We start from the raw sequence: 18,565 nt of genomic DNA, 5'->3' as shown, positions 1-18,565 counted from the left end.
GCTGAACGCTCAGCAGGTTCTGACGCCGAGTCAGGATTTAAGCAGTGATCGGCTCGGGCAACAAGTTCTGTCGCCTAGATGCGGCGTGCGCGTCGCCGGGCGTCGTTGTAGAGCGTTTGCGCCGCGTGGTCGCCCAGGTAAGCGGGGGCGGAGGTTTCCACCGAGCGCGGCACCAGTCCGAAAGGCATCGGCGCACCCGAGGCCACGCTGTCGCGCTCCAGCGAGCGCAGGTTGTCGCGTGTCATCAATTGCCCCGGCAGCATGCCGAGGACAGTGGCCTGCAGGCTCGCCAGCGCGCCCGACAACGGCACGATGCAGCGGCGCTTGCCCGTGGCTTGTTCGCTGGCGTAGCTCACCAGTTCGCGCAGGGTATAGACCCTGGGGCCGGCCAGTTCGAAGGTTTCCTTGAAGCTGTCTTCGCGTTCCAGGCTGGCTGCGATGGCCGCGCCGACGTCTTCGACGTGGATGGGCTGCATGCGCGTGTTCGCCCCTGCCAGCGGCAGGACCGGGAAAGTGCGGGCCAGGCAGGCGAAGGTATTGAGGAAATGGTCTTGCGGGCCGAATACCACGCTCGGACGGAAAATGGTCCAGGCAATGTCTTCGCCGGCCGCGCGAATGGCTTGTTCGCCGTCTTCCTTGGAGCGCAGGTATTCCGACGGCGCGTCACTCGCCGCGCCGAGCGCGCTGATGTGAATCAGGCGCGGGACGCCCGCTGCCTTGCAGGCCGCAACAATCTTGCGGGGCAGTTCGACGTGGGCACGCGCGAAGTCCGCGCCATAGGGCGAACCGCTGCGCGAATGCAGCACGCCGACGAGATTCACCACCGCATCCACGTCGGCCATCAGGCGCGCCAGCGTGGCAGGGTCATGGATGTCGGCCTGCTCCATTTCGACCGTGGGGAGCAGCGAGACCTGCTTGCGGCGCTCGTAACGGCGCGTCGGCACGACGACGCGCACCCCTTGGGCGGTCAGGCGGTTGGCGAGATGGCCACCGATGAAGCCGGTGCCACCGAGAAGGAGGACGGAGCGGATTTCCATGGTGCTGTGTGTCAGTTGTAAGTACGCGGGAGAAACGTAGTCAGAACTATGACTGCACCTTCAGGGTGTGGCGTTGACCAATGCATCGTTTACGCCATCCGGCGTGATCGTTCCGAGTCGGCTCAGCAAAGACGCAGGGCGCTTGTCGAACAGCGTGGCATAGATCTCGGCGTTGGCCATGACCTTTTTCACGTAGTCGCGCGTCTCGGAAAACGGAATGGTCTCGACGTAGATGGCGCCTTCCATCGCGTTGTTTGCGCGCCATTTGCGAGCCCGGCCGGGGCCGGCGTTGTAGGCGGCCGTGGCCAGCACGCGGCTGTTGCCCAGGCCGTCGAGCACGCGGCGCAGGTAGGCCGTGCCGATCAGTACGTTGCCGTCGATCTGTTGCAGCCACGATAGCGAATAGCCTTTCACGCCGAGCTTGTCCGCCATCCACTTGCCGGTGGCAGGCATCACCTGCATCAGGCCCTGAGCGCCCACGCCTGAACGCGCAACAGACAGAAAGCGGCTCTCCTGCCGCACCAGGCCGTACACCCAGGCCAGATCGAGGCTGTTGTTGCGCGCGTAGGGCGCGAAAGTCTCGTAGTACGGCGCGAGGTAACGCAGGCTGAAGTCGTGTTGATCGCGCGTGCGTTCGGCGGTGTTGATGGCGCGGTCGTAGAGTCCCTGACGACGGGCGTATTCGGCGGCGGCGAGCAAGGTGCGATCGTCCGCACCCCGGATCGCCCAGTTCCATTCGCGCGCGGCTTCAGTGCGCATGTCCAGCCGGGTCAGTGCCAGCGCGCGCTGAAAGTCGGGCACGGCTTGGGCGAGCGTCATCTCTTGCTGAGTCGGTGGCGTGGTGGGCTGTGGCCAGGCGAAGGACGCGCCCAGGGCTTCGGCCGACAGGATGCCGTAGAAGCTGGCCTGTCCGGCAAAGCGCTGGTAGTACGTCTGCGCGTCCTGCGTGCGGCCCTGCGCCTGCAAGGCCCGGCCCTTCCAGTAAGTCCATTCCGGCAATGCCTGCAGATTGGCCGGCATGCTGTCGATGATGGCCAGCAACGACTTCCAGTCGCCCACGCGCAAGGCGGCGCGCGCGTACCAGTTCATCTGTTCGTCGCTCATCGGCGTGCCGTGGGCTTCGGCAAAGTAGCTCAAGGCATCGGGCTGCAGCGTGGCCGATGCGCGCCAGCCGAGCTGGCCGTAGACATAGGCGCGTTCTTCCTTGCGGAAGTCCGAGGTCGGCAGTGCTTGCCAACGCGCGAATGCCACACTGACGTCTCCGCTGCGCGCCAGTTGCGTGAGGGCGGCGATGGTCGTCTCGCGCGAAGCCCGCGTCGAGGTGTTGCGGGCGGCCGGGCTGATGAGGAACTTCACCGGGTCGCCATAGGCGCGCGAAAGCTGCGTGCTGTCCGGAGCCTGCCCCACCGGCAGGAGCGCGGCCGTCATGCCGGCGCCGGTGAGGCGCTTGGCTTCGATCTGGCGGCGAAAGCGCGCCCAGATGTCTTCAGCCTGCAACTGCCCTGCGGAGACGAGCTGGCGTGCGGCCGGCCAGCACGAATCAGGCATGTCGACGATGGCCAGCCATTGTTGCGAGAACACCTGCAATGCCGTGGCCGCCGACGGGCCGTTGCCCTGGATGGCGTAGCACTGCAGTTCCTGATCGGGGACGGCGACGCGTTCGTATTCGGTATTGAAGAGCGCCCACTGGCCTTCCTTGCCCAGACGCTTGAGCCACTCGGTACGCAGCTTCTCGGCCAGCCAGGTGCCTTCGTTGCGCGCCAGGAAGACGCGGACGTCGTCGGTCGGAATGGGTTCGGTGGCGCGGGCGTTGCGTGCTGCGAGCCACCAATAGGTGACGTAAGGTTCCAGAACGTGCGCGCTCGGCGCCGCGGCCAGCGTGGCCAGCCGTGCGATGTCGCCCTTGCTGGCGGCATCGCGTGCCGCGGTGATGCGATCGTCGCCGATGTCTGCCTGCGCCGCCTGTCCGGCCAGCAACACACTGGCCACCACGGCAGCGCACAACTTCGACTTCATCACGTAACATTCCCCTTCTTCGTATCGGACCAGCATAGCACGTGGTCGCTTCAAGCCCTGACCGGCGCCAGCTCCGCGAGCGCCTCATCGCTGCGCGCGAAGCGCTCGATCCCGCGTTGCGGCTGCGGTTCGACGCCGCCATCACTGCGCATCTCGAACGTCTGCTCGGCACACTGCTGCCTTCGACGCTCGGATTCTGCTGGCCGTTCCGCGGCGAGCCCGATCTTGTTCAATTTCTTGCCGATTGGCGCGACGCCGACCTATCCCGCCGGATCGCCCTGCCGCATGTCGATGCCCCGGCGCAGCCGCTGAGCTTTCGCGTCTGGACCGCTGGCGCAAGGCTCGTGCCGGACCGTTTCGGTATTCCTGCCGCACCGGATGGCGAGCCGATCGTGCCGGAAGTGCTGCTCATTCCGGTGAACGGTTTCGACATGCGTGGCTATCGGATCGGCTACGGCGGGGGGTACTTCGATCGCACGCTCGAGAGCATGCAGCCAAAGCCCGTCACCGTGGGCATCGGCTACGAATTGTCACGCCTTCCCAAGGTCGCCGACCTTGATCACGACCAGCCTCTGGACTGGATCGTCACCGAGGCGGGCATCGTCCTCAGCCCATCACACCGCCATTCATGACGCCATTCGACGCCATCGATCTGTATTGCGAACGCACCGGACCCGAGTGGTGGTCCGAACCGGTCAATGCGCTGACCAACATCGGTTTTCTGGTAGCGGCGTATTTGCTGCTGCGGCGTCGCTATCCATCGGATATTCAATCCGAAGTGCGCCTTCTTGGGTGGCTGATCGCCCTCGTGGGCATTGGCAGCGGTCTTTTCCATACCTTCGGCAAGGTCTGGGGAAGCTGGCTGGACGTGGGTTTCATCGCACTGTTCATCCTCACCTACCTGCATCGCTTCCTGCGTCGCCTTGGCGGGGCGACACAACTCGGCGCGTGGATGACGGTGATCGCATTCCTGATCCTCGATCGGGGCGTGGCCGCGTTCGGCAGCTTTGGGCTCAATGGGTCGGAGGCCTATGTGTTGCCGGGCATCACGCTGGGCTTGCTGGCGCTTTGGGCGCGTCGGGTGGCGCCGGCGACGGTGCCGTGGCTGACGTGGGCGCTGGCGTGCTTCGTGGTGTCATTCACGCTGCGTACGCTGGATATGGTTTTGTGCCCCGTATGGCCGCTCGGCCTGCACTTCGGCTGGCACCTGCTCAACGCGATGGTGCTGTACCTGTGCGTGAGAGGGCTCGCGGCCGGTTGCCGGCCGCAGTGGTGATGCGCGGGCCGACAGGGTCGGCCCGGACTGGCGTGGATATCAGGCGGCGAGGGATTTGCTGGCTGGCGGGGCGTCTTCGGCTGCCTCTGCCCGGCCGGTGAGCAGCAGCGACAGGAGTTCGCGCACCGGGCGGATCTCATTGCCGAATGGCAACTTGCCCTTGCCGCGGAAGAACAGGCCGTTGGCAACGTCGCCGGCTTGCGCGGCGGCAAGATGCTTGTCGATGCAGAACTGGCCGAACTTGGGCAGGCAATCGCGCAGACCGCACTGGATCAGGCAGTCCCACTTTTGCGAGCAGACGCGTGCTGCGTTGCTGGCTGCCATGGCCGCAGCCTGCTGCAGCTTGTGCTCGCGCTTGAGGTAGCGCTCCAGCCAGGCGTTGCGCACGGCGCGCGCCGGCAGCCCGGCGACGCTGGTGAATTCGGCGATGTCCTCCGGACGCGCGTTGGCCAGCGTTTCTTTGAATCGGATGTCGGCATCCCCTTCGGTCGATACGGCAAACGCCGTGCCGAGTTGCACGCCCGATGCGCCCATGTCGAGCAGTTGTCGCACGCGCGCGTGGCTGTCGACGCCGCCCGCAGCGATGAGCGGAATCTCTCCACGTTCAAGGCCCAGCTTGTCGAGCGCTTCGGCGCATTCGGGTAACACGGTTTCCATGTCGAAACGGCGGTTTTGCGTGTCTTCGACATTGGCCGCGCCAAGGTGGCCGCCCGCCCAGCCCGGATGCTCGATGACGATGGCATCGGGAATGCGCCCCTTGCGCATCCAGCGCTTGACGATCAGCGCCACGCCGCGCGCGTCCGACAGGATCGGGATGAGTGCAACGTCCTTGTAGCCGGCAGCCAGTTCCGGCAGATCGAGCGGCAGCCCGGCGCCCATGACGATGGCGTTGGCGCCCGACTTGCAGGCTTCCTTCACGCAGTCGACGTATTGGCTTACGGCACGCATCACGTTGACGGCAACCAGACCGGCGCCCTTGGCGCGATCGAGTGCGGCGGTGATTTCGCGATGCAGTGCTTCGAGATTGGCTTGTTCGATGAGCTGGCGCGTCGCACCTTCGGTGCGTTCCATCAGATCGCGATGCAGACGGCGCAGGTCGACGCTGGCGATGGTGCCCATTGCGCCTTCGGCGGCGACCGCACCGGCCAGCTTGTGGGCCGAGATGCCCACGCCCATGCCTCCCTGGACGATCGGAAGGAGCGAGCGGCCGCGAATCACCAGCGGCGGAAGATCATGCGGAATCATGCAGATACGGTCTCATCTTGGGGGAAAGCAACGCTCGACCGTATGTCACTGAGGACGCTTTCTATTTGATGTGTGTCAAATCGACAGAGCCGTACTACGGACTTTCAGACAGGGGACAAATTGACGCCCTTGGGCGGCGATACCATGCGCGACGGCTTCGAGCCGCCATAACAGGTCAAGACGTATTGACACACCGGGGGAAGTTCATGTTTTTGTCATCCAGGCGCCAACTGGCGCGCTGCGTACTTGCGTGCGCGATGGTCCTGTCCGCATCGGCCCATGGGCAATCGGCGCCCGCCGCCGCTGATTCCGAATTCGAGCAGGCGCGTGACGCCGCGCTGGCGCACCAGCAGGCGGGCCCGCGCGACATTTCGCTGGGCGACCAGGCACGTATCGCGTTGCCGGCGGGCTATGCGTTCATTCCCAAGGCCGAGGCGTCGCGCTTGATGCAGGCCATGGGTAATCGCGTGGGCGATGGTTTCTACGGTCTGATCATCGGCGACAGACTGGACGGCTTTGTGTCGGTGCGCTTCGACTCCGCCGGTTACATCAAGGACGACGATGCCCGCGACTGGGACGCCGACGCGCTGCTCAAGAACCTGAAGGAAGGCACTGAAGAGGCCAACAAGGACCGCCACGCGCGCGGCATGCCGGAATTCGTCGTCGAAGGCTGGGTCGAAAAGCCCGCCTATGATGCGGCTACCCACCGGCTGGTGTGGTCCGCGTCCACCCATGACAAGGACGCCGCCAGCGGGCGCGCACAAGGCGTCAACTACAACACGTACTTGCTCGGGCGCGACGGCTACCTGTCGCTCAACCTCGTGACGGAACTCGCCACCGTCGAAAAAGAGAAACCCGCCGCGCGCGAATTGCTCGCCGCCGCCAGCTTCATCGACGGCAAGCGCTACGCGGACTTCAATGCCAGCACGGACAAGGTCGCTGAATACGGCCTGGCGGCGCTGGTCGGCGGCATCGCGGCGAAAAAGCTGGGCCTGCTGGCGATGGCCGGCGTGTTCCTGGCCAAAGCCTGGAAGCTCATCGCCGTTGCCGTGATCGCGCTCGGCGCTGGCGCGAAGAAGATCTTCGGCGATCGCGACAAGGCGTAGCGCCAGGGCCGAACAGCCGTCATGAAACTCCTTCTGCTACTACTCAGCGGCGCCAAGTTCGGCAAGCTCGCCATGAGTTCCGGCACCATGCTGGTATCGGTGTTCGCGTATGCGCTGGTCTATGGCTGGCGCTATGCGGCCGGCTTCGTGGTGTTGCTGTTGTGCCACGAGATGGGCCATTACATTGCCGCCCGTAAACGTGGGCTGGCGGTGGGCGCGCCGACGTTCATCCCGTTCGTGGGCGCATGGATCGAACTCAAGGACATGCCGCACGACGCCGAGACCGAAGCTTACGTCGGCATGGCAGGCCCAATGGCCGGCACGCTGGCGGCGGTGGCGTGCTATTTCATCGCGCGCAGCGAGGGAAGTTCATTGCTGCTGGCGGTGTCGTACGCCGGATTCTTCCTGAACCTGTTCAATCTCATTCCCTTGCCACCATTCGATGGCGGACGCATCACCGCAGCGGTGTCACGCCGTATCTGGATAATCGGCGTACCGGTGCTCGTTGCTCTGTTTTTCTACCGGCCCAGCCCGATGTTGATCCTCATCGCCGTGTTGGCGGCACCGCAATTGTGGCGGGCGATCAAGGGCGAAGCGGATCCGGCCTACTACGCCGTATCGGCCGCAACACGGATGGAATATGGTGCGCTGTATGTCGGGCTGGCTGCGTTCCTGGCGATCATGACGCACGATGTGCATGAGATGCTCGTCGGCGCCGCCCGGGTGACGGGCCACGGATAAACGGGAGGCGACCATGGATGAGTCATCGGAACTGATCAAGCGCCTTGCGCTGCTTGAAGACGACATCCTGCTGGCGCGATGGCGCCAGGGCGGCTTCGCCGAAGCCGCACGGCCATACGCCGAGGCCGAATTGGCGCGCCGCGGTCTCGATCCTCATCGGGACGTGCTCGCGGTACAGTCCGAGCCGGAAGGTTCCGCCGAAGTCGTGACCATCTACGCTGCCGCGACCGTCACGGACGCCAACGTGTTGTGCGCCATGCTCGAATCCGAAGGCATTCCTGCATGGGTGCCCGACGCCAACACCGCGCAATTCGATCGCCTGTATGCCGTGGCGCTGGGGTGGTCGCGCGTGCAGGTTCCCGCCGCGTGCGAAGCGCAGGCCCGCGAACTCGTCGCCGCTTTCGGGCAAGGGGCGCTGGCGGTCGCCGACGAAGCCGACGATACGTCCGCCGGGTCGGGTGAAGCGCTCGCCGACGCGCGCCGACGGACACGCTACCGGTTCATGGCGCTCGCGGTCGTTCTCGTTGCTGTGTACAAGCTCGTGCTCGGTGCTGTGCTGGCGCACCAACTGGCGGCGGTTCCGCATATGGCTTTTCTGGCGGTCGCCTTGCCGGCGGCGTTTGCGATCGGGGCTGCACTGCTTGTCTTTGGGAGAGCCGCTGCCGTGGGCGTCTTCACTGGCTACGCACTGGCGAGCCTGGGGCTCACGCTCGGCATGCAGCAGGACATTGGCACTGCGTGGGCGGCGATCCTTTGGGATGCGGGACCGGCTGCGGTGATCGCCTGGTGCGCCAGAGGCTGGCAGCGTCTGGGGTATCTGGCGCCTGTCCGCGCTGGATAGACCTCCACTCCGCTGCGATCAGCGGCAGAAATCCCGCCCGCCCGCGCGGTAGATGAAAGCGGTTTTCGTCCCGTCGTCCGCGCCGCGCGGCAGCGTGGTCAGCAACTTTGCATAGAGTCGTTCCGCCGCATCGAGCGTATCCGACTCCTTGCCTTCAGGCACCGTCACGCGGAACGAGAATTCCGCCACCACGAATGTCTGGCCCGGCGAGGTCGCCCACAGCGTCATGCCGGGCGATGCTTTCAGCGCAGCCCAACGCCAGCGCGGAAGATCGACGTCGGTCTGCTCGATGGACAGATCGTTCACGACCGCCAATCGCGTCGAAGCCGGCAACGACGACAGGGCGGGAAAGATCCTGACCGCCTCGCCCGCGTTGGCGAGCGCCACGGTCTTGTCGACGTCCACGGTGGCCGATCGCGACAGCCACACATGGTCGGGCGGCGTGATGTCTTCTTCGAGCTTGGTCCTGGACTTCTTGCCCCGGGCTTCGACCGTCGTTGCGATGACGGCGGCACGGTCGGCTCGGCGCAGTTTGAGCGTCAGTTCGCGCTTGGCGCCTTCGATGCGTTCGCGCAGAACCCATCCGGCGTCACGCAGGGAACACTGATGCGGCACGTCGTAGTAGCGCACCGTCTGGTGCTCGATGGCCTCGCGCCTGTCGCCGAGGGTGGCGCCGGAATCCCGCGCCGCCCTGGCGGCGATGGCGGCGATGCGCCTTATGTCATTGTCTGGATTGGTGGGCGAAAACTGCGCCGGGTCCAGATCGATCTTGTACTCGCGCGTCATGCGCTCGGCCTGCACGCCATTTGCGGCGATGCAGGCACAGACGAGCGCAATGGCGCGCGCGTGGATCATTCCAGGCCCTGGCTGGCGAGGTATTCGTCGTAGGTGCCGCGATAGTCGACGATCTGCCCGTCGGTCTTGATTTCGATGATGCGCGTTGCCAGCGACGACACGAACTCGCGGTCGTGCGAGACGAAGAACAGCGTGCCGGTGAAATCGGCCACGCCCGAGTTGAGCGATTCGATCGATTCCATGTCCAGGTGGTTGGTCGGCTCGTCGAGCAGCAGCACGTTCTTGCGCTGGAGCATCAGCTTGCCGAACAGCATGCGGCCTTGCTCGCCACCGGAGATCACGCGCACCGGCTTCTTGACCTCATCGCCCTTGAACAGCAGGCGACCCAGCGTGCCGCGGATCAGTGTGACAGCGTCATCGCCGTCGTAGCCCCCTTCGCGCACGTAACCGCTGATCCAGTCGGTGAGGTTCTCGTCCGAATCGAACTCGGCGGCGTGATCCTGCGCGTAATAGCCGAGCCTGGCCTTCTCGGCCCACTTGATGGTGCCTTTCTGCGCCGTAAGTTCGCCCATCAGCAGGCGGAGCAGGGTGGTCTTGCCCACGCCGTTCTCGCCGATGATCGCCACCTTGTCGCCGGCATCGATCGCCAGCGTCAGCTTCTTGATGATGGGCTTGTCGGCTTCGTAGCCGAAGGTGAGGTTCTCGATCTCGACGGCCTGGCGGTGCAGCTTTTCCTTCTCGTCGTAGTCGAAGCGGATCCACGGGTACTGACGCGACGAAGGCTTGAATTCCTCGATCTTGATTTTTTCGATCTGCTTGGCGCGGCTGGTGGCCTGACGCGCTTTCGACTTGTTGGCCGAGAAGCGGCGTACGAACTCCTGCAATTCAGCGACCTTCTCCTTGGCGCGCGCGTTGTCGCGCGCCTGCTGTTCGCGCGCCTGCTGGGCAGCTTCCATGTAATCGTCATAGTTGCCCGGATACACCTGGATGCGACCGTAATCGAGGTCGGCCATGTGCGTGCACACCTGGTTCAGGAAGTGGCGGTCGTGGCTGATGATGATCATCGTGCTGTCACGGCCGTTGAGCACGTTTTCCAGCCAGCGGATGGTGTTGATGTCGAGGTTGTTAGTCGGTTCGTCCAGCAGCAGGATCTCGGGGTTGGCGAACAGCGCCTGGCACAGCAGCACGCGCAGCTTCCAGCCCGGCGCCACTTCGCTCATCGGCCCGAAATGCTGTTCGGTGGGGATGCCCACGCCCAGCAGCAGCTCGCCGGCCCGCGCCTCGGCCGTGTAGCCGTCGTACTCGGCGAACTTGCCTTCGAGTTCGGCCGCGTGCATGTAGTCCTCTTCGGTCGCCTCCGGGTTGGCGTAGATGGCGTCCTTTTCTTTCATGCACGCCCACATTTCGGCGTGACCCTGCATGACCACGTCGATCACGCGCTGGTCTTCATACGCGAACTGGTCCTGTTTGAGGAAAGCCATGCGCTCGCCGGAATCCAGCGCAACGTTGCCGGCGGTGGGGTCGAGCACGCCGGCCAGAATTTTCATGAAAGTCGACTTGCCGGCGCCGTTGGCACCGATCAGGCCGTAGCGATTGCCGTCCCCGAATTTGACTGAGACGTTCTCGAACAGGGGCTTGGCCCCGAACTGTTGGGTGATGTTATTGGCGATCAGCACAGCGGCTTCCTTCTCGGGGGGGGGACGGCAGTCGCGCGCTGCCGTAAGCGTGAAAAAACCCTTAATTATATCCGCGTCGGGCTCGGGCGGATTTTCGACCGCCCAAAATTCAAACGAGCGTTCAACATTTTTGTCAGATTGCACGCAAAAAAATGTCAGAAACGCGCTTGCGCCCGGTAACAAAGTTGTGCACCATCAGCGCACAAAACATAAAACGCCAGATTCGCAAGTACCCAAAAAAGCGGACGGCACGGCGCTCGGGCAGGCGCCAGGAGGCAAGGAGACATCTCTCGCTATTTACGCATGACTGCGTGAATACGCATCCGTACGTCCCGACCCTCCGAAAGAATCAAGAAACGCGGTGCGACCAATCGCGCCGTAGCCATGCACGCGCTTCGGCAGAGACCGGTAGCACGTGCCTTAAAAGGAGGATGGAGATGAAGGTGCGTCAAACGGGCAGCGTAGGTCTTTCCACGCTCGCCATCATGCTGCTGCTCAGCGTCACGCTCACCGCTTGCGGTGGTGATGACAACAACAATGACTCCGCTGCACCGTCAGGGACGAGTAGTTCCAGCAGCTCGAAATCGTCGAGCTCTACGAGTTCCACGACTTCATCTTCCAGTTCGGCGACTTCGTCCGTATCGTCGAGCGCGGCTTCATCGTCGTCGAGCGTTGCTTCTAGCAGCTCATCGTCGGTTGCATCGAGCAGTTCGTCGTCAGTCGCTTCGTCGAGCTCCTCCAGCGCAGTCAGCTCGTCGAGCAGTTCGGCCGCTTCGTCTTCGTCGTCCAGCAGCGTTGCCAGCTCTTCGTCGTCAAGCTCGGTGGCGTCGTCGTCGAGCAGTTCTGTTGCCTCGTCGTCTTCGTCCAGCGTTGCGAGCTCTTCGAGCAGTTCGGTGGCGTCCTCGTCCAGCAGTTCGTCGTCATCGAGTGTTGCGGCGCTTCCGTGGACCGCGTCGACGCTGCTTATGGGGACTGGCGGCACGGCAATCGCAGCTACTCCGTCGTTCACGGTCGATGGCAATTCGGTCAGCATGACTGCAAAGACGGGTAAGTTGACCAGCACTGGCGAGGGCTTCTATCTGGTCAGCGTGCCAGTGACGGGCGACTTCACGCTGACTGCACGACTCTCCTCCGTCTCCGCGCTGACGTACAGCAACTCTCTGCAATACCGGGTCGGGCTGATTGCATACGACACCACCACCTCCGCCACGGCGGCGAACATCTTTGCCAACGTTGGCATTGGGACCGATGCGACTGGCACGACGAGCTGGATTCCGGCCGAGGCCTATCGCGTGACCGCTGGCAACACCGTTGGCAAGGGCTCGACCACGAGCACCAACTCACCCATTGGCTATGGCGTGGGCGTCTACCTGAAGCTCGTGCGTGCCGGCAACGTTTATACCTCGTATTTCGCGCCGATCCCGACAGGAGGTGGGGCGCCGGTGTATGAACTGGTCGCCGCGGGCGTTTCCCTTACCAATCGCACGATGACGAGCACCGTCAACACGATGTCCGTGGGCCTGATGATGGCTCCGGGCGCCCAGTCCACCGTTCAGTTCGACGAAATCACCCTGACCCAACCCTAGGCCAGGCGGGTCGCAATCCGGATCGGCAAAGAGAGTCCGGATGTGGGCTCTCTTGCCAGCTTGTCCTCCCGGTTCCCTGGCCGGGCGGAACCCATTCTTTCAGGAGACAAACCGTGGCAAACCAACGCTTCATCCGTACCAGCATCCTGCTGACTTCGCTTCTGGCCGCCGTGTCGCTGACCGCTTGCGGTGACGACAACGACGACAACAGCAGCGCGACCAGTTCGTCGTCGAGCACGTCCTCGACTTCCAGCAGCAAGTCGTCGTCCAGCGCTTCGACGAGCAGCACGTCGTCCTCGACTTCATCGACTAGCAGCAGCACTTCGTCGACGAGCAGTAGCACATCGTCGACCGCTGGCCATACCTCGGTGACCGCCACGACCTGGTCAGAGACGTTCGATGCTGCCGATATCGATGCGCTCGTCAAAGCGGACTATGCCGCATGGCCTTCAAATTCCGCGGTGCCGCTCTACATCAAGGTCGGTAACTCCGTGACTGCCGGCGGAGGAGCACTTACGCTTGCCAACGGTCGCCTGCTCATCGGCGCAGCAAGCAGTACCGCAAGTACCGCGACGGAAGCTCCTGACGGCATTTTCAACATGTCAGGCAAGACCTGCACTTTGGTCGTCAACACCACCGCGGCATCGGGCAGCGCATTCCAGGTCTTCGTCAATAACAGCACTACGTCGGCCGCCAGCACTACCTCTCCGTTGGGGGCCGCTTCGCGTGTCTGGAACCAGGCGCCTACCGTTGGCGCCAATACGATCACCTTCGCTCTGACGGCCGCGGATTACCACTCCGATAAAGCTTTCGTCCAACTGAGAGCCGACTCGGCCACATCGCTGACTATCGACAGCATTCAGATGACATGCAAGTAAGCGGGGTGAGATCAGACGCGTCGTTCGCGCGCGGTCCAGAATTCGCACTGAATGCGCCGATCGTGAAATAAGCCGCGTCACTCAGGCCGCTGCATAAAAGGCCCGCCCGTATCAAGCGCCCCGATCGCGGCAGTGGTCGGGGCGTTTTCATTTGCGGGCGAGGCGAAGTTTGGTGCTTTGCGCGACACAGCGTCGGCGCCACGACCAGCATCTCGAACACATTACGCCGGCATTTCGGCGCCCTCGGGCGCCGTTGTCATTTGTCGTGCCATTGGGTGGGCATTCATTCGACCATTGGAACTTCGGCGGTGGATACGATTTCGTCTCATGAAGCGCCCCGGCAATATTCCAGATGCAAGGACATTTCTGTCGCTTCTGCCGCAGTTTCGCTAGGTCGAGGCGAAGATCTCCTGTGTCGTGCGGTGCAAATTCCTAGTGACATGCTCCCTCTCGCTGTAGGTGTTAGGGCGGGGTTGCGATGTATCAGAAACGATGGCGAAGCGCCTCGAAAGAATCTCCCGTCCAGCAGGCCCGATCGGCGATGGAACCGGAAACACAAGGAAAACCGGATCGCTGGGTTTGCACCACTCGAGGAGACTCTTCATGAAGAAAAACACTTTCGCCCGTACCGGCAGCGCACTGTTGCTTTCCCTGTTCGCGGCCGCCACGTTGACTGCGTGCGGCGACGATGACGACAACGGCAACGACGCAGCATCGTCCAGCACGTCGTCATCGTCCAGCAGCAAGTCGTCCTCATCGAGCAGCTCTTCTTCCAGCAGCGCATCGAGCGTCTCGTCGTCGGATTCGTCGAGCGTTTCGTCGTCCGCGTCGTCGTCGGTTTCGTCTTCGACCGCTGCGGCTGCGTTCTTCGACGCTGCCGATCTGGACGCGCAAGGCTGGTTCGCGTTCAACGACGAGACCAAGGGTCTCAAGTACATCGTGGGTGCCACGCCCGACGGTTCGGTGCAGAACAGCTGGGTGATGGATGGCACGCAGGCGGCCACCGGTCAGCAGTTCATCTACGGCTACCCAAACACCCTGACGGGGACCGACGCAGGCAATGCGCGCTTCAATGCCGTCAAGGCGCCGGGCACGGACACCAGCCTGTACACGATGACGGGTGCGATCGATTTGCCGAAGGCGGGTGCCGCCAGCGACTACGCTTCGGGTGGTAGCGTGGTGTTCAAACTGCCGAGCTGCAGCAGCTTCGTCATGACGGTCGCGGCGACGGGCGACATCTACTACCAGGTGTCGACCAGCTCCGACGGCATCAACTGGACGTCCAAATTCATGTCGCCGACGGACAAGGCGAGCAAGCTGGCCAAGGGTACGTACGAGCAGGACATCACCCAGTACGCGACCAGCACCACCCCGATCTACGTGAAGATCACCGGCGGCCGCACCGGCAGCCTGTACATCCACCGCGTCAAGATCAAGCAGTAAGCGGGCAACGTCACCCCGTGCGGGTGATTGCCCAACAAGAAAAAGCCCTTCCCGCGTGAGCCGGAAGGGCTTTTTCTTGCTGGGCGTCCCGACGACTACCACACCCCGAGTGCTTCGAGCTGCTTTGTGGCGGCACCGGCCCAGTCGCGGTTGGCAATCGGGCTGGCGGGGCTGGGATGCAGGACGCGTCCGATGCGCAATCCCAGGCCTTCGCCCGCAATGGCGATACGCTGTTCGGCCCACGCGCCCACGCCGATCACCCATTCCGGTTCGAGCACTTCGATCAGCGTGCGCAGATGGGCATCGCACGCTGCCAGCAGGGGTTGTTGTTCCGTGGCGGGCAGCTTGTCCGGTGTGACGTTGCGGCCTTCGTCGAAGAAGGCCAGCGGGCAATAGTTGGCGACGAAGTGATCGGCGAAGAACGCCTCCGCCGTGCCAAAGCGCTGCTGGAACAGCCCCCACAGACGGCGACCGCTCACCTCCGAGCGCTGTACGTTGAAGCCTTCGATCGGCCGCTTGGGATTCTGCTCGGCGGGTCCGATGACGTTCGCTTCGATGCCCATCCACTCGCGTACCGCGTTGATCTCGCCGAACGGCACGCCGGTCTGCACCATGCCGAACGGGCCGGGATTCATGCCCACGAAGACGACCTTTTTCTTCGAGTCCCCGAAGCGGCGCAGATAGATTTCGTTCGGCGCCCAGGCGTAATCCAGCGGGTTGTAGACATGCGTAACGGGCGGAGCGAATCGCATGGCCCCGACCGTATCGGACAGCGTCTTGGCTGCAGCGACCAGCAGGTCAGCGCGGGAAGATTTTTTCGTCATGAGATCGTTTGCGGAGGAGGGTCGTCACCCCACGGCGCCACCTTCAGCAGCAGCAACATGCCGGGGACCGTGAGCGCCAGACACAAGAGGAAGAAGTTGAACCAGCCGAGCCCTTCGACGAGCCACCCGGCCGAAGCGTTGATCAGCGTGCGCGGCACCGCCATCAGGCTGGTGAACAACGCCAATTGCGTGGCCGTGTAGGCCGGATGCGTCGAGCGCGCGATGAATGCCACGAATGCGGCGGTACCCAGCCCGACGCCCAGCGCTTCGAGGCCGATCACCACTGCCAGCACGGCCAGGCGCGAGCCGTCGGGGGCCGCGGGACCGAGCCACGCCAGCCACGCAAAGCCGGCAACGGCCAGCGCCTGCACCACGCCGAAGATCCACAGCGCGCGATTGATGCCGGTGCGCACCATCCACAGCCCGCCCAACAGGCCGCCGATCACATTGGGCCACAGCCCCGCGTGCTTGGCGACGATGCCGATGTCGGTCTTTGAAAAACCCATCTCCAGGTAGAACGGTGTTGCCAGTGCCGTGCACAGCGAGTCGCCCAGCTTGTAGAGCAGGATGAACGCGAGCACCAATGCAGCGTCGCGCCAACCCTTGCGGGTGATGAATTCGTGGAAGGGTTCGATCACGGCCTGCCGCAGGCTGCGCGGCGGCTTGATCGCCGCACCGGGTTCGCGCACGGCGAGCGTCATCAGCAGGCCGGGCAGCATGAACAATGCCGTGACGATGAACACCTGCGACCAGGGCAGGTGATCGGCAAGAATCAACGACAGCGATCCAGGCACCAGCCCCGCGAGCTTGTAGGCGTTCACGTGGATGGCGTTGCCGAGCCCGAGCTCTTCATCGTGCAAAAGCTCGCGGCGGAACGCATCGAGCACGATGTCGAGCGTGGCGGACAGAAACGCTACCAAGGCGGTCAGCGCAACGATCAAGGCGAGGTCATCGCGCGGCGACAGATTGCCCAGCCACGCCACGACGGCGAGCAGGGCGACGTGCGTGACCGCCATCCAGCCGCGCCGGCGCCCGAGCCACGGCAGCGCATAACGGTCGAGCAACGGCGACCACAGGAACTTCCAGGTGTACGGAAACTGGATCAGCGCGAACGCACCGATCGCCTTCAGGCTCAACCCTTCCGTCTTCAGCCACGCGGGTACCAGGTTCAGCAGCAGATACAGCGGCAGGCCCGACGAGAAACCCGTGAAGATGCAGATGAGCATGCGGCGCGACATCAAGGCGCGCAGGGCGGAGGGCTTCTGGTCAGCAGTCATCGGGTGTCAGAGGGGGCTGCGCTGGCAACAAAAAGCCCGGCGAGCGAGACATTCCGGCCGGGCCACGGGATCGATCACGATCGCCGAGCATTATCGGGGAGGACACCCCCTGCGGCAATGACGAAGCGCCTGGCTTCGGTCTTTACGCCGACTGACACACCTCGTAACAACCGTAATGGCATGCGCAAAAGGGCCCTCCCGGGGCGGTGCTACGATCCGCCACAATTCAGCGCAAACCCGCACGGGAAGGCGCTTTGCATTTGTACCCGAGGATATTTTCATGGCCGAGCGCGACCCCGCTTCCACACCCGTCATGGTGGTCAACGATGAGGTGCCGCGTCGACGGCGCTGGCCATGGATCGCGGCAGCCCTGATCGTCTGTCTCGCCGCCGGGGGAGCATGGACGTGGCAACGCTCGCATGCCGGCGCGGCTGCCACGACGGCCGCCACCAAGTCGGGCAACAGCGGGCGTGGCGGCGCGGGCGGCAATGCCAAGCGCACCATTCCTGTACAGGCCGTGCCGGTTACCAAGGGCGACCTGCATGTCTACTTCAGCGCGCTCGGCACGGTCACTTCGCCCAACTCGGTGATCGTGCGGCCGCGCGTCGACGGCCAGCTGATGCGCATGGCGGTGAAGGAAGGCGACATCATCAAGGCCGGGCAACTCATCGCCGAGATCGATCCACGCCCCTTCCAGGTCCAGCTCGAACAGGCGCAGGGGCAACTGGCACGCGACAACGCGCAACTGCAGAACGCGCAGCTCAATCTCGTTCGCTACAAAACACTGCTGGAGCAGGAGTCCATCGCTCCGCAACAGGTAGAAACACAGGAAGCGTTGGTGCGCCAGTACCAGGGCACCATCAAGGCCGATCAGGCCGCGGTCGACAGCGCCCGCCTGCAACTCACCTACAGCAAGGTCGTGGCGCCGGTCGGCGGCCGGCTTGGCCTGCGCGTGGTCGATCCGGGCAACGTGGTGCGCGCTTCCGACACGACCGGCATCATCACGGTCAATCAAGTGCAGCCGATCAACGTGCTCTTCACGCTGCCCGAAACGCAGTTGCCCACCGTCATGAAGCCGCTCCTGTCGGGGGCCCGCCTGCCTGTGCAGGCATGGGACCGCGAGCAGAAGAACATGCTCGCCGAGGGGCGGGTGGCCTCGTTCGACAACCAGATCGACACCACGACCGGCACGGTCAAGCTCAAGGCTCAATTCCCCAACGCCGACTTCGGCCTGTTCCCCAACCAGTTCGTCAACGTGAAGCTGCTGGCGGAGACGCGCAAGGACGTCACGCTTGCGCCTTCCGCAGCCGTGCAGCGTGGGCGGGACGGTGCATTCGTGTATCTGGTCCAGCCGGACAGTACCGTGACGCTGCGTCGTGTCACGCTCGGCCCCGTCGAGAACGATCGCGTTGCCATCGAAAAAGGGCTGGCGCCGGGCGACGTTGTCGTCACCGATGGCATCGACCAACTGCGCGAAGGCGTGAAAGTCGAGGTCGCCGACGCCACCGCGCTGCTCACGCCGAAAGCGCGCAAGGGCCGCCGTCAACATGACGCTGGCAACGCCAGCGCGCCGGCTGCGGCAGACCCCGCCGCCAACGACGGCAAAGCCGCCCGCGCCAGGCCGGCGGATGCCGAGCCGCGCAAGCCGGCCGCAGCGGAAGCAAATGTCACGCAGGGCGATGCGCCTCCACCCGCCGAAGCGCGCAAGGGCGGCTGGGCGCGCAATGATGACGGCACGCCTCCGTCCGACGAGCAGCGCGCCAAATGGCGCGCCGACCACGGCGCCGCCAGCGCACCCCAAGCCAGCGCGACACGGTGAGCGGC

General features: G+C 64.0%; 17 protein-coding genes. 9 read left to right on the top strand and 8 right to left on the bottom strand.

The genetic code is table 11. The features are described 5' to 3' along the window. Positions 1-74: 74 nt before the first annotated feature. Both ACDA63_RS17070 and ACDA63_RS17065 read right to left on the bottom strand, forming a co-directional pair. A complete protein-coding gene (locus ACDA63_RS17070; RefSeq protein ID WP_373664487.1) occupies positions 75-1,037 on the bottom strand; it encodes a complex I NDUFA9 subunit family protein in 963 nt (320 codons plus the stop codon). A gap of 60 nt (positions 1,038-1,097) precedes the next feature. Continuing rightward, the gene (locus ACDA63_RS17065; protein ID WP_373664486.1) at positions 1,098-3,053 is read right to left on the bottom strand and encodes a transglycosylase SLT domain-containing protein; all 1,956 of its coding nucleotides are present in this window, start codon (positions 3,051-3,053) and stop codon (positions 1,098-1,100) included. Positions 3,054-3,094: 41 nt separating this feature from the next. On the opposite strand from ACDA63_RS17065, the gene ACDA63_RS17060 reads away from it, so the two are divergent. Both ACDA63_RS17060 and ACDA63_RS17055 read left to right on the top strand, forming a co-directional pair. Then, entirely contained in the window at positions 3,095-3,685 is a 591-nt protein-coding gene (locus tag ACDA63_RS17060) for a 5-formyltetrahydrofolate cyclo-ligase (protein ID WP_373664485.1), read from the top strand. Then, positions 3,682-4,329, top strand: coding sequence for a hypothetical protein (locus ACDA63_RS17055; protein ID WP_373664484.1), 648 nt, complete (start codon positions 3,682-3,684; stop codon positions 4,327-4,329). Before ACDA63_RS17060 ends, ACDA63_RS17055 begins: the two co-directional genes overlap by 4 nt. A 39-nt stretch (positions 4,330-4,368) precedes the next feature. Here ACDA63_RS17055 and ACDA63_RS17050 read toward each other — a convergent pair whose 3' ends face one another. After that, the gene (locus ACDA63_RS17050) at positions 4,369-5,574 is read right to left on the bottom strand and encodes an NAD(P)H-dependent flavin oxidoreductase (RefSeq protein WP_373664483.1); all 1,206 of its coding nucleotides are present in this window, start codon (positions 5,572-5,574) and stop codon (positions 4,369-4,371) included. A gap of 206 nt (positions 5,575-5,780) precedes the next feature. Here ACDA63_RS17050 and ACDA63_RS17045 point away from each other — a divergent pair, with 206 nt between their 5' ends. From ACDA63_RS17045 to ACDA63_RS17035, 3 genes are read left to right on the top strand one after another with little or no spacing between them, the layout of a single operon-like run. Continuing rightward, on the top strand, positions 5,781-6,680 hold the full coding sequence (locus tag ACDA63_RS17045) for a DUF2167 domain-containing protein (protein ID WP_373664482.1): 900 nt from the start codon (positions 5,781-5,783) through the stop codon (positions 6,678-6,680). 21 nt (positions 6,681-6,701) lie between these two features. Beyond that, positions 6,702-7,421, top strand: a complete 720-nt coding sequence (locus ACDA63_RS17040) for a site-2 protease family protein (RefSeq protein ID WP_373664481.1) — start codon at positions 6,702-6,704, stop codon at positions 7,419-7,421. A 13-nt stretch (positions 7,422-7,434) separates the two neighbouring features. Then, the gene (locus ACDA63_RS17035; RefSeq protein ID WP_373664480.1) at positions 7,435-8,262 is read left to right on the top strand and encodes a hypothetical protein; all 828 of its coding nucleotides are present in this window, start codon (positions 7,435-7,437) and stop codon (positions 8,260-8,262) included. Between the two features lie 18 nt (positions 8,263-8,280). Here ACDA63_RS17035 and ACDA63_RS17030 read toward each other — a convergent pair whose 3' ends face one another. The 3 genes from ACDA63_RS17030 to ACDA63_RS17020 form a co-directional block, all read right to left on the bottom strand. Further along, positions 8,281-9,117 (bottom strand): hypothetical protein, encoded by an 837-nt coding sequence (locus ACDA63_RS17030; RefSeq protein ID WP_373664479.1) that lies wholly within the window; start codon positions 9,115-9,117, stop codon positions 8,281-8,283. Next, a complete protein-coding gene (locus ACDA63_RS17025; RefSeq protein WP_373664478.1) occupies positions 9,114-10,733 on the bottom strand; it encodes an ABC-F family ATPase in 1,620 nt (539 codons plus the stop codon). The genes ACDA63_RS17030 and ACDA63_RS17025 overlap by 4 nt, the downstream gene beginning before the upstream one ends. 448 nt (positions 10,734-11,181) lie before the next feature. Further along, complete coding sequence (locus tag ACDA63_RS17020) at positions 11,182-11,742, bottom strand: hypothetical protein (RefSeq protein ID WP_373664477.1); 561 nt, start codon at positions 11,740-11,742, stop codon at positions 11,182-11,184. Between the two features lie 22 nt (positions 11,743-11,764). Here ACDA63_RS17020 and ACDA63_RS17015 point away from each other — a divergent pair, with 22 nt between their 5' ends. The 3 genes from ACDA63_RS17015 to ACDA63_RS17005 all read left to right on the top strand — a co-directional run bounded on the left by ACDA63_RS17015 (position 11,765) and on the right by ACDA63_RS17005 (position 14,640). Continuing rightward, positions 11,765-12,319, top strand: a complete 555-nt coding sequence (locus tag ACDA63_RS17015; protein WP_373664476.1) for a hypothetical protein — start codon at positions 11,765-11,767, stop codon at positions 12,317-12,319. Between the two features lie 113 nt (positions 12,320-12,432). Next, positions 12,433-13,197 carry a hypothetical protein gene (locus tag ACDA63_RS17010; RefSeq protein ID WP_373664475.1) on the top strand — a complete coding sequence of 255 codons (765 nt, stop codon included), beginning with the start codon at positions 12,433-12,435 and terminating at the stop codon, positions 13,195-13,197. A gap of 603 nt (positions 13,198-13,800) precedes the next feature. Beyond that, complete coding sequence (locus ACDA63_RS17005) at positions 13,801-14,640, top strand: hypothetical protein (protein WP_373664474.1); 840 nt, start codon at positions 13,801-13,803, stop codon at positions 14,638-14,640. Positions 14,641-14,735: 95 nt separating this feature from the next. Here ACDA63_RS17005 and ACDA63_RS17000 read toward each other — a convergent pair whose 3' ends face one another. Then, the gene (locus ACDA63_RS17000; RefSeq protein WP_373664473.1) at positions 14,736-15,464 is read right to left on the bottom strand and encodes a uracil-DNA glycosylase family protein; all 729 of its coding nucleotides are present in this window, start codon (positions 15,462-15,464) and stop codon (positions 14,736-14,738) included. Then, positions 15,461-16,741 carry an AmpG family muropeptide MFS transporter gene (locus ACDA63_RS16995; protein WP_373664472.1) on the bottom strand — a complete coding sequence of 427 codons (1,281 nt, stop codon included), beginning with the start codon at positions 16,739-16,741 and terminating at the stop codon, positions 15,461-15,463. Before ACDA63_RS16995 ends, ACDA63_RS17000 begins: the two co-directional genes overlap by 4 nt. 280 nt (positions 16,742-17,021) lie before the next feature. On the opposite strand from ACDA63_RS16995, the gene ACDA63_RS16990 reads away from it, so the two are divergent. Continuing rightward, the gene (locus ACDA63_RS16990) at positions 17,022-18,560 is read left to right on the top strand and encodes an MdtA/MuxA family multidrug efflux RND transporter periplasmic adaptor subunit (RefSeq protein WP_373664471.1); all 1,539 of its coding nucleotides are present in this window, start codon (positions 17,022-17,024) and stop codon (positions 18,558-18,560) included. Positions 18,561-18,565 lie beyond the last annotated feature (5 nt).

Source organism: Uliginosibacterium sp. sgz301328, assembly GCF_041807905.1.
GTDB lineage: Bacteria > Pseudomonadota > Gammaproteobacteria > Burkholderiales > Rhodocyclaceae > JBGVSA01.
Note: the sequence above shows the minus strand (reverse complement) of the source record. Positions and strands in the feature narration are given on the sequence as shown.

Bases quoted from the DNA above. Each gene is read 5' to 3' on its own strand.
- ACDA63_RS17070 (WP_373664487.1), bottom strand. From the start codon at position 1,037: ATGGAAATCCGCTCCGTCCTCCTTCTCGGTGGCACCGGCTTCATCGGT.
- ACDA63_RS17065 (WP_373664486.1), bottom strand. From the start codon at position 3,053: ATGAAGTCGAAGTTGTGCGCTGCCGTGGTGGCCAGTGTGTTGCTGGCC.
- ACDA63_RS17055 (WP_373664484.1), top strand. From the start codon at position 3,682: ATGACGCCATTCGACGCCATCGATCTGTATTGCGAACGCACCGGACCC.
- ACDA63_RS17050 (WP_373664483.1), bottom strand. From the start codon at position 5,574: ATGATTCCGCATGATCTTCCGCCGCTGGTGATTCGCGGCCGCTCGCTC.
- ACDA63_RS17045 (WP_373664482.1), top strand. From the start codon at position 5,781: ATGTTTTTGTCATCCAGGCGCCAACTGGCGCGCTGCGTACTTGCGTGC.
- ACDA63_RS17040 (WP_373664481.1), top strand. From the start codon at position 6,702: ATGAAACTCCTTCTGCTACTACTCAGCGGCGCCAAGTTCGGCAAGCTC.
- ACDA63_RS17035 (WP_373664480.1), top strand. From the start codon at position 7,435: ATGGATGAGTCATCGGAACTGATCAAGCGCCTTGCGCTGCTTGAAGAC.
- ACDA63_RS17030 (WP_373664479.1), bottom strand. From the start codon at position 9,117: ATGATCCACGCGCGCGCCATTGCGCTCGTCTGTGCCTGCATCGCCGCA.
- ACDA63_RS17015 (WP_373664476.1), top strand. From the start codon at position 11,765: ATGACTGCAAAGACGGGTAAGTTGACCAGCACTGGCGAGGGCTTCTAT.
- ACDA63_RS17005 (WP_373664474.1), top strand. From the start codon at position 13,801: ATGAAGAAAAACACTTTCGCCCGTACCGGCAGCGCACTGTTGCTTTCC.
- ACDA63_RS17000 (WP_373664473.1), bottom strand. From the start codon at position 15,464: ATGACGAAAAAATCTTCCCGCGCTGACCTGCTGGTCGCTGCAGCCAAG.
- ACDA63_RS16995 (WP_373664472.1), bottom strand. From the start codon at position 16,741: ATGACTGCTGACCAGAAGCCCTCCGCCCTGCGCGCCTTGATGTCGCGC.
- ACDA63_RS16990 (WP_373664471.1), top strand. From the start codon at position 17,022: ATGGCCGAGCGCGACCCCGCTTCCACACCCGTCATGGTGGTCAACGAT.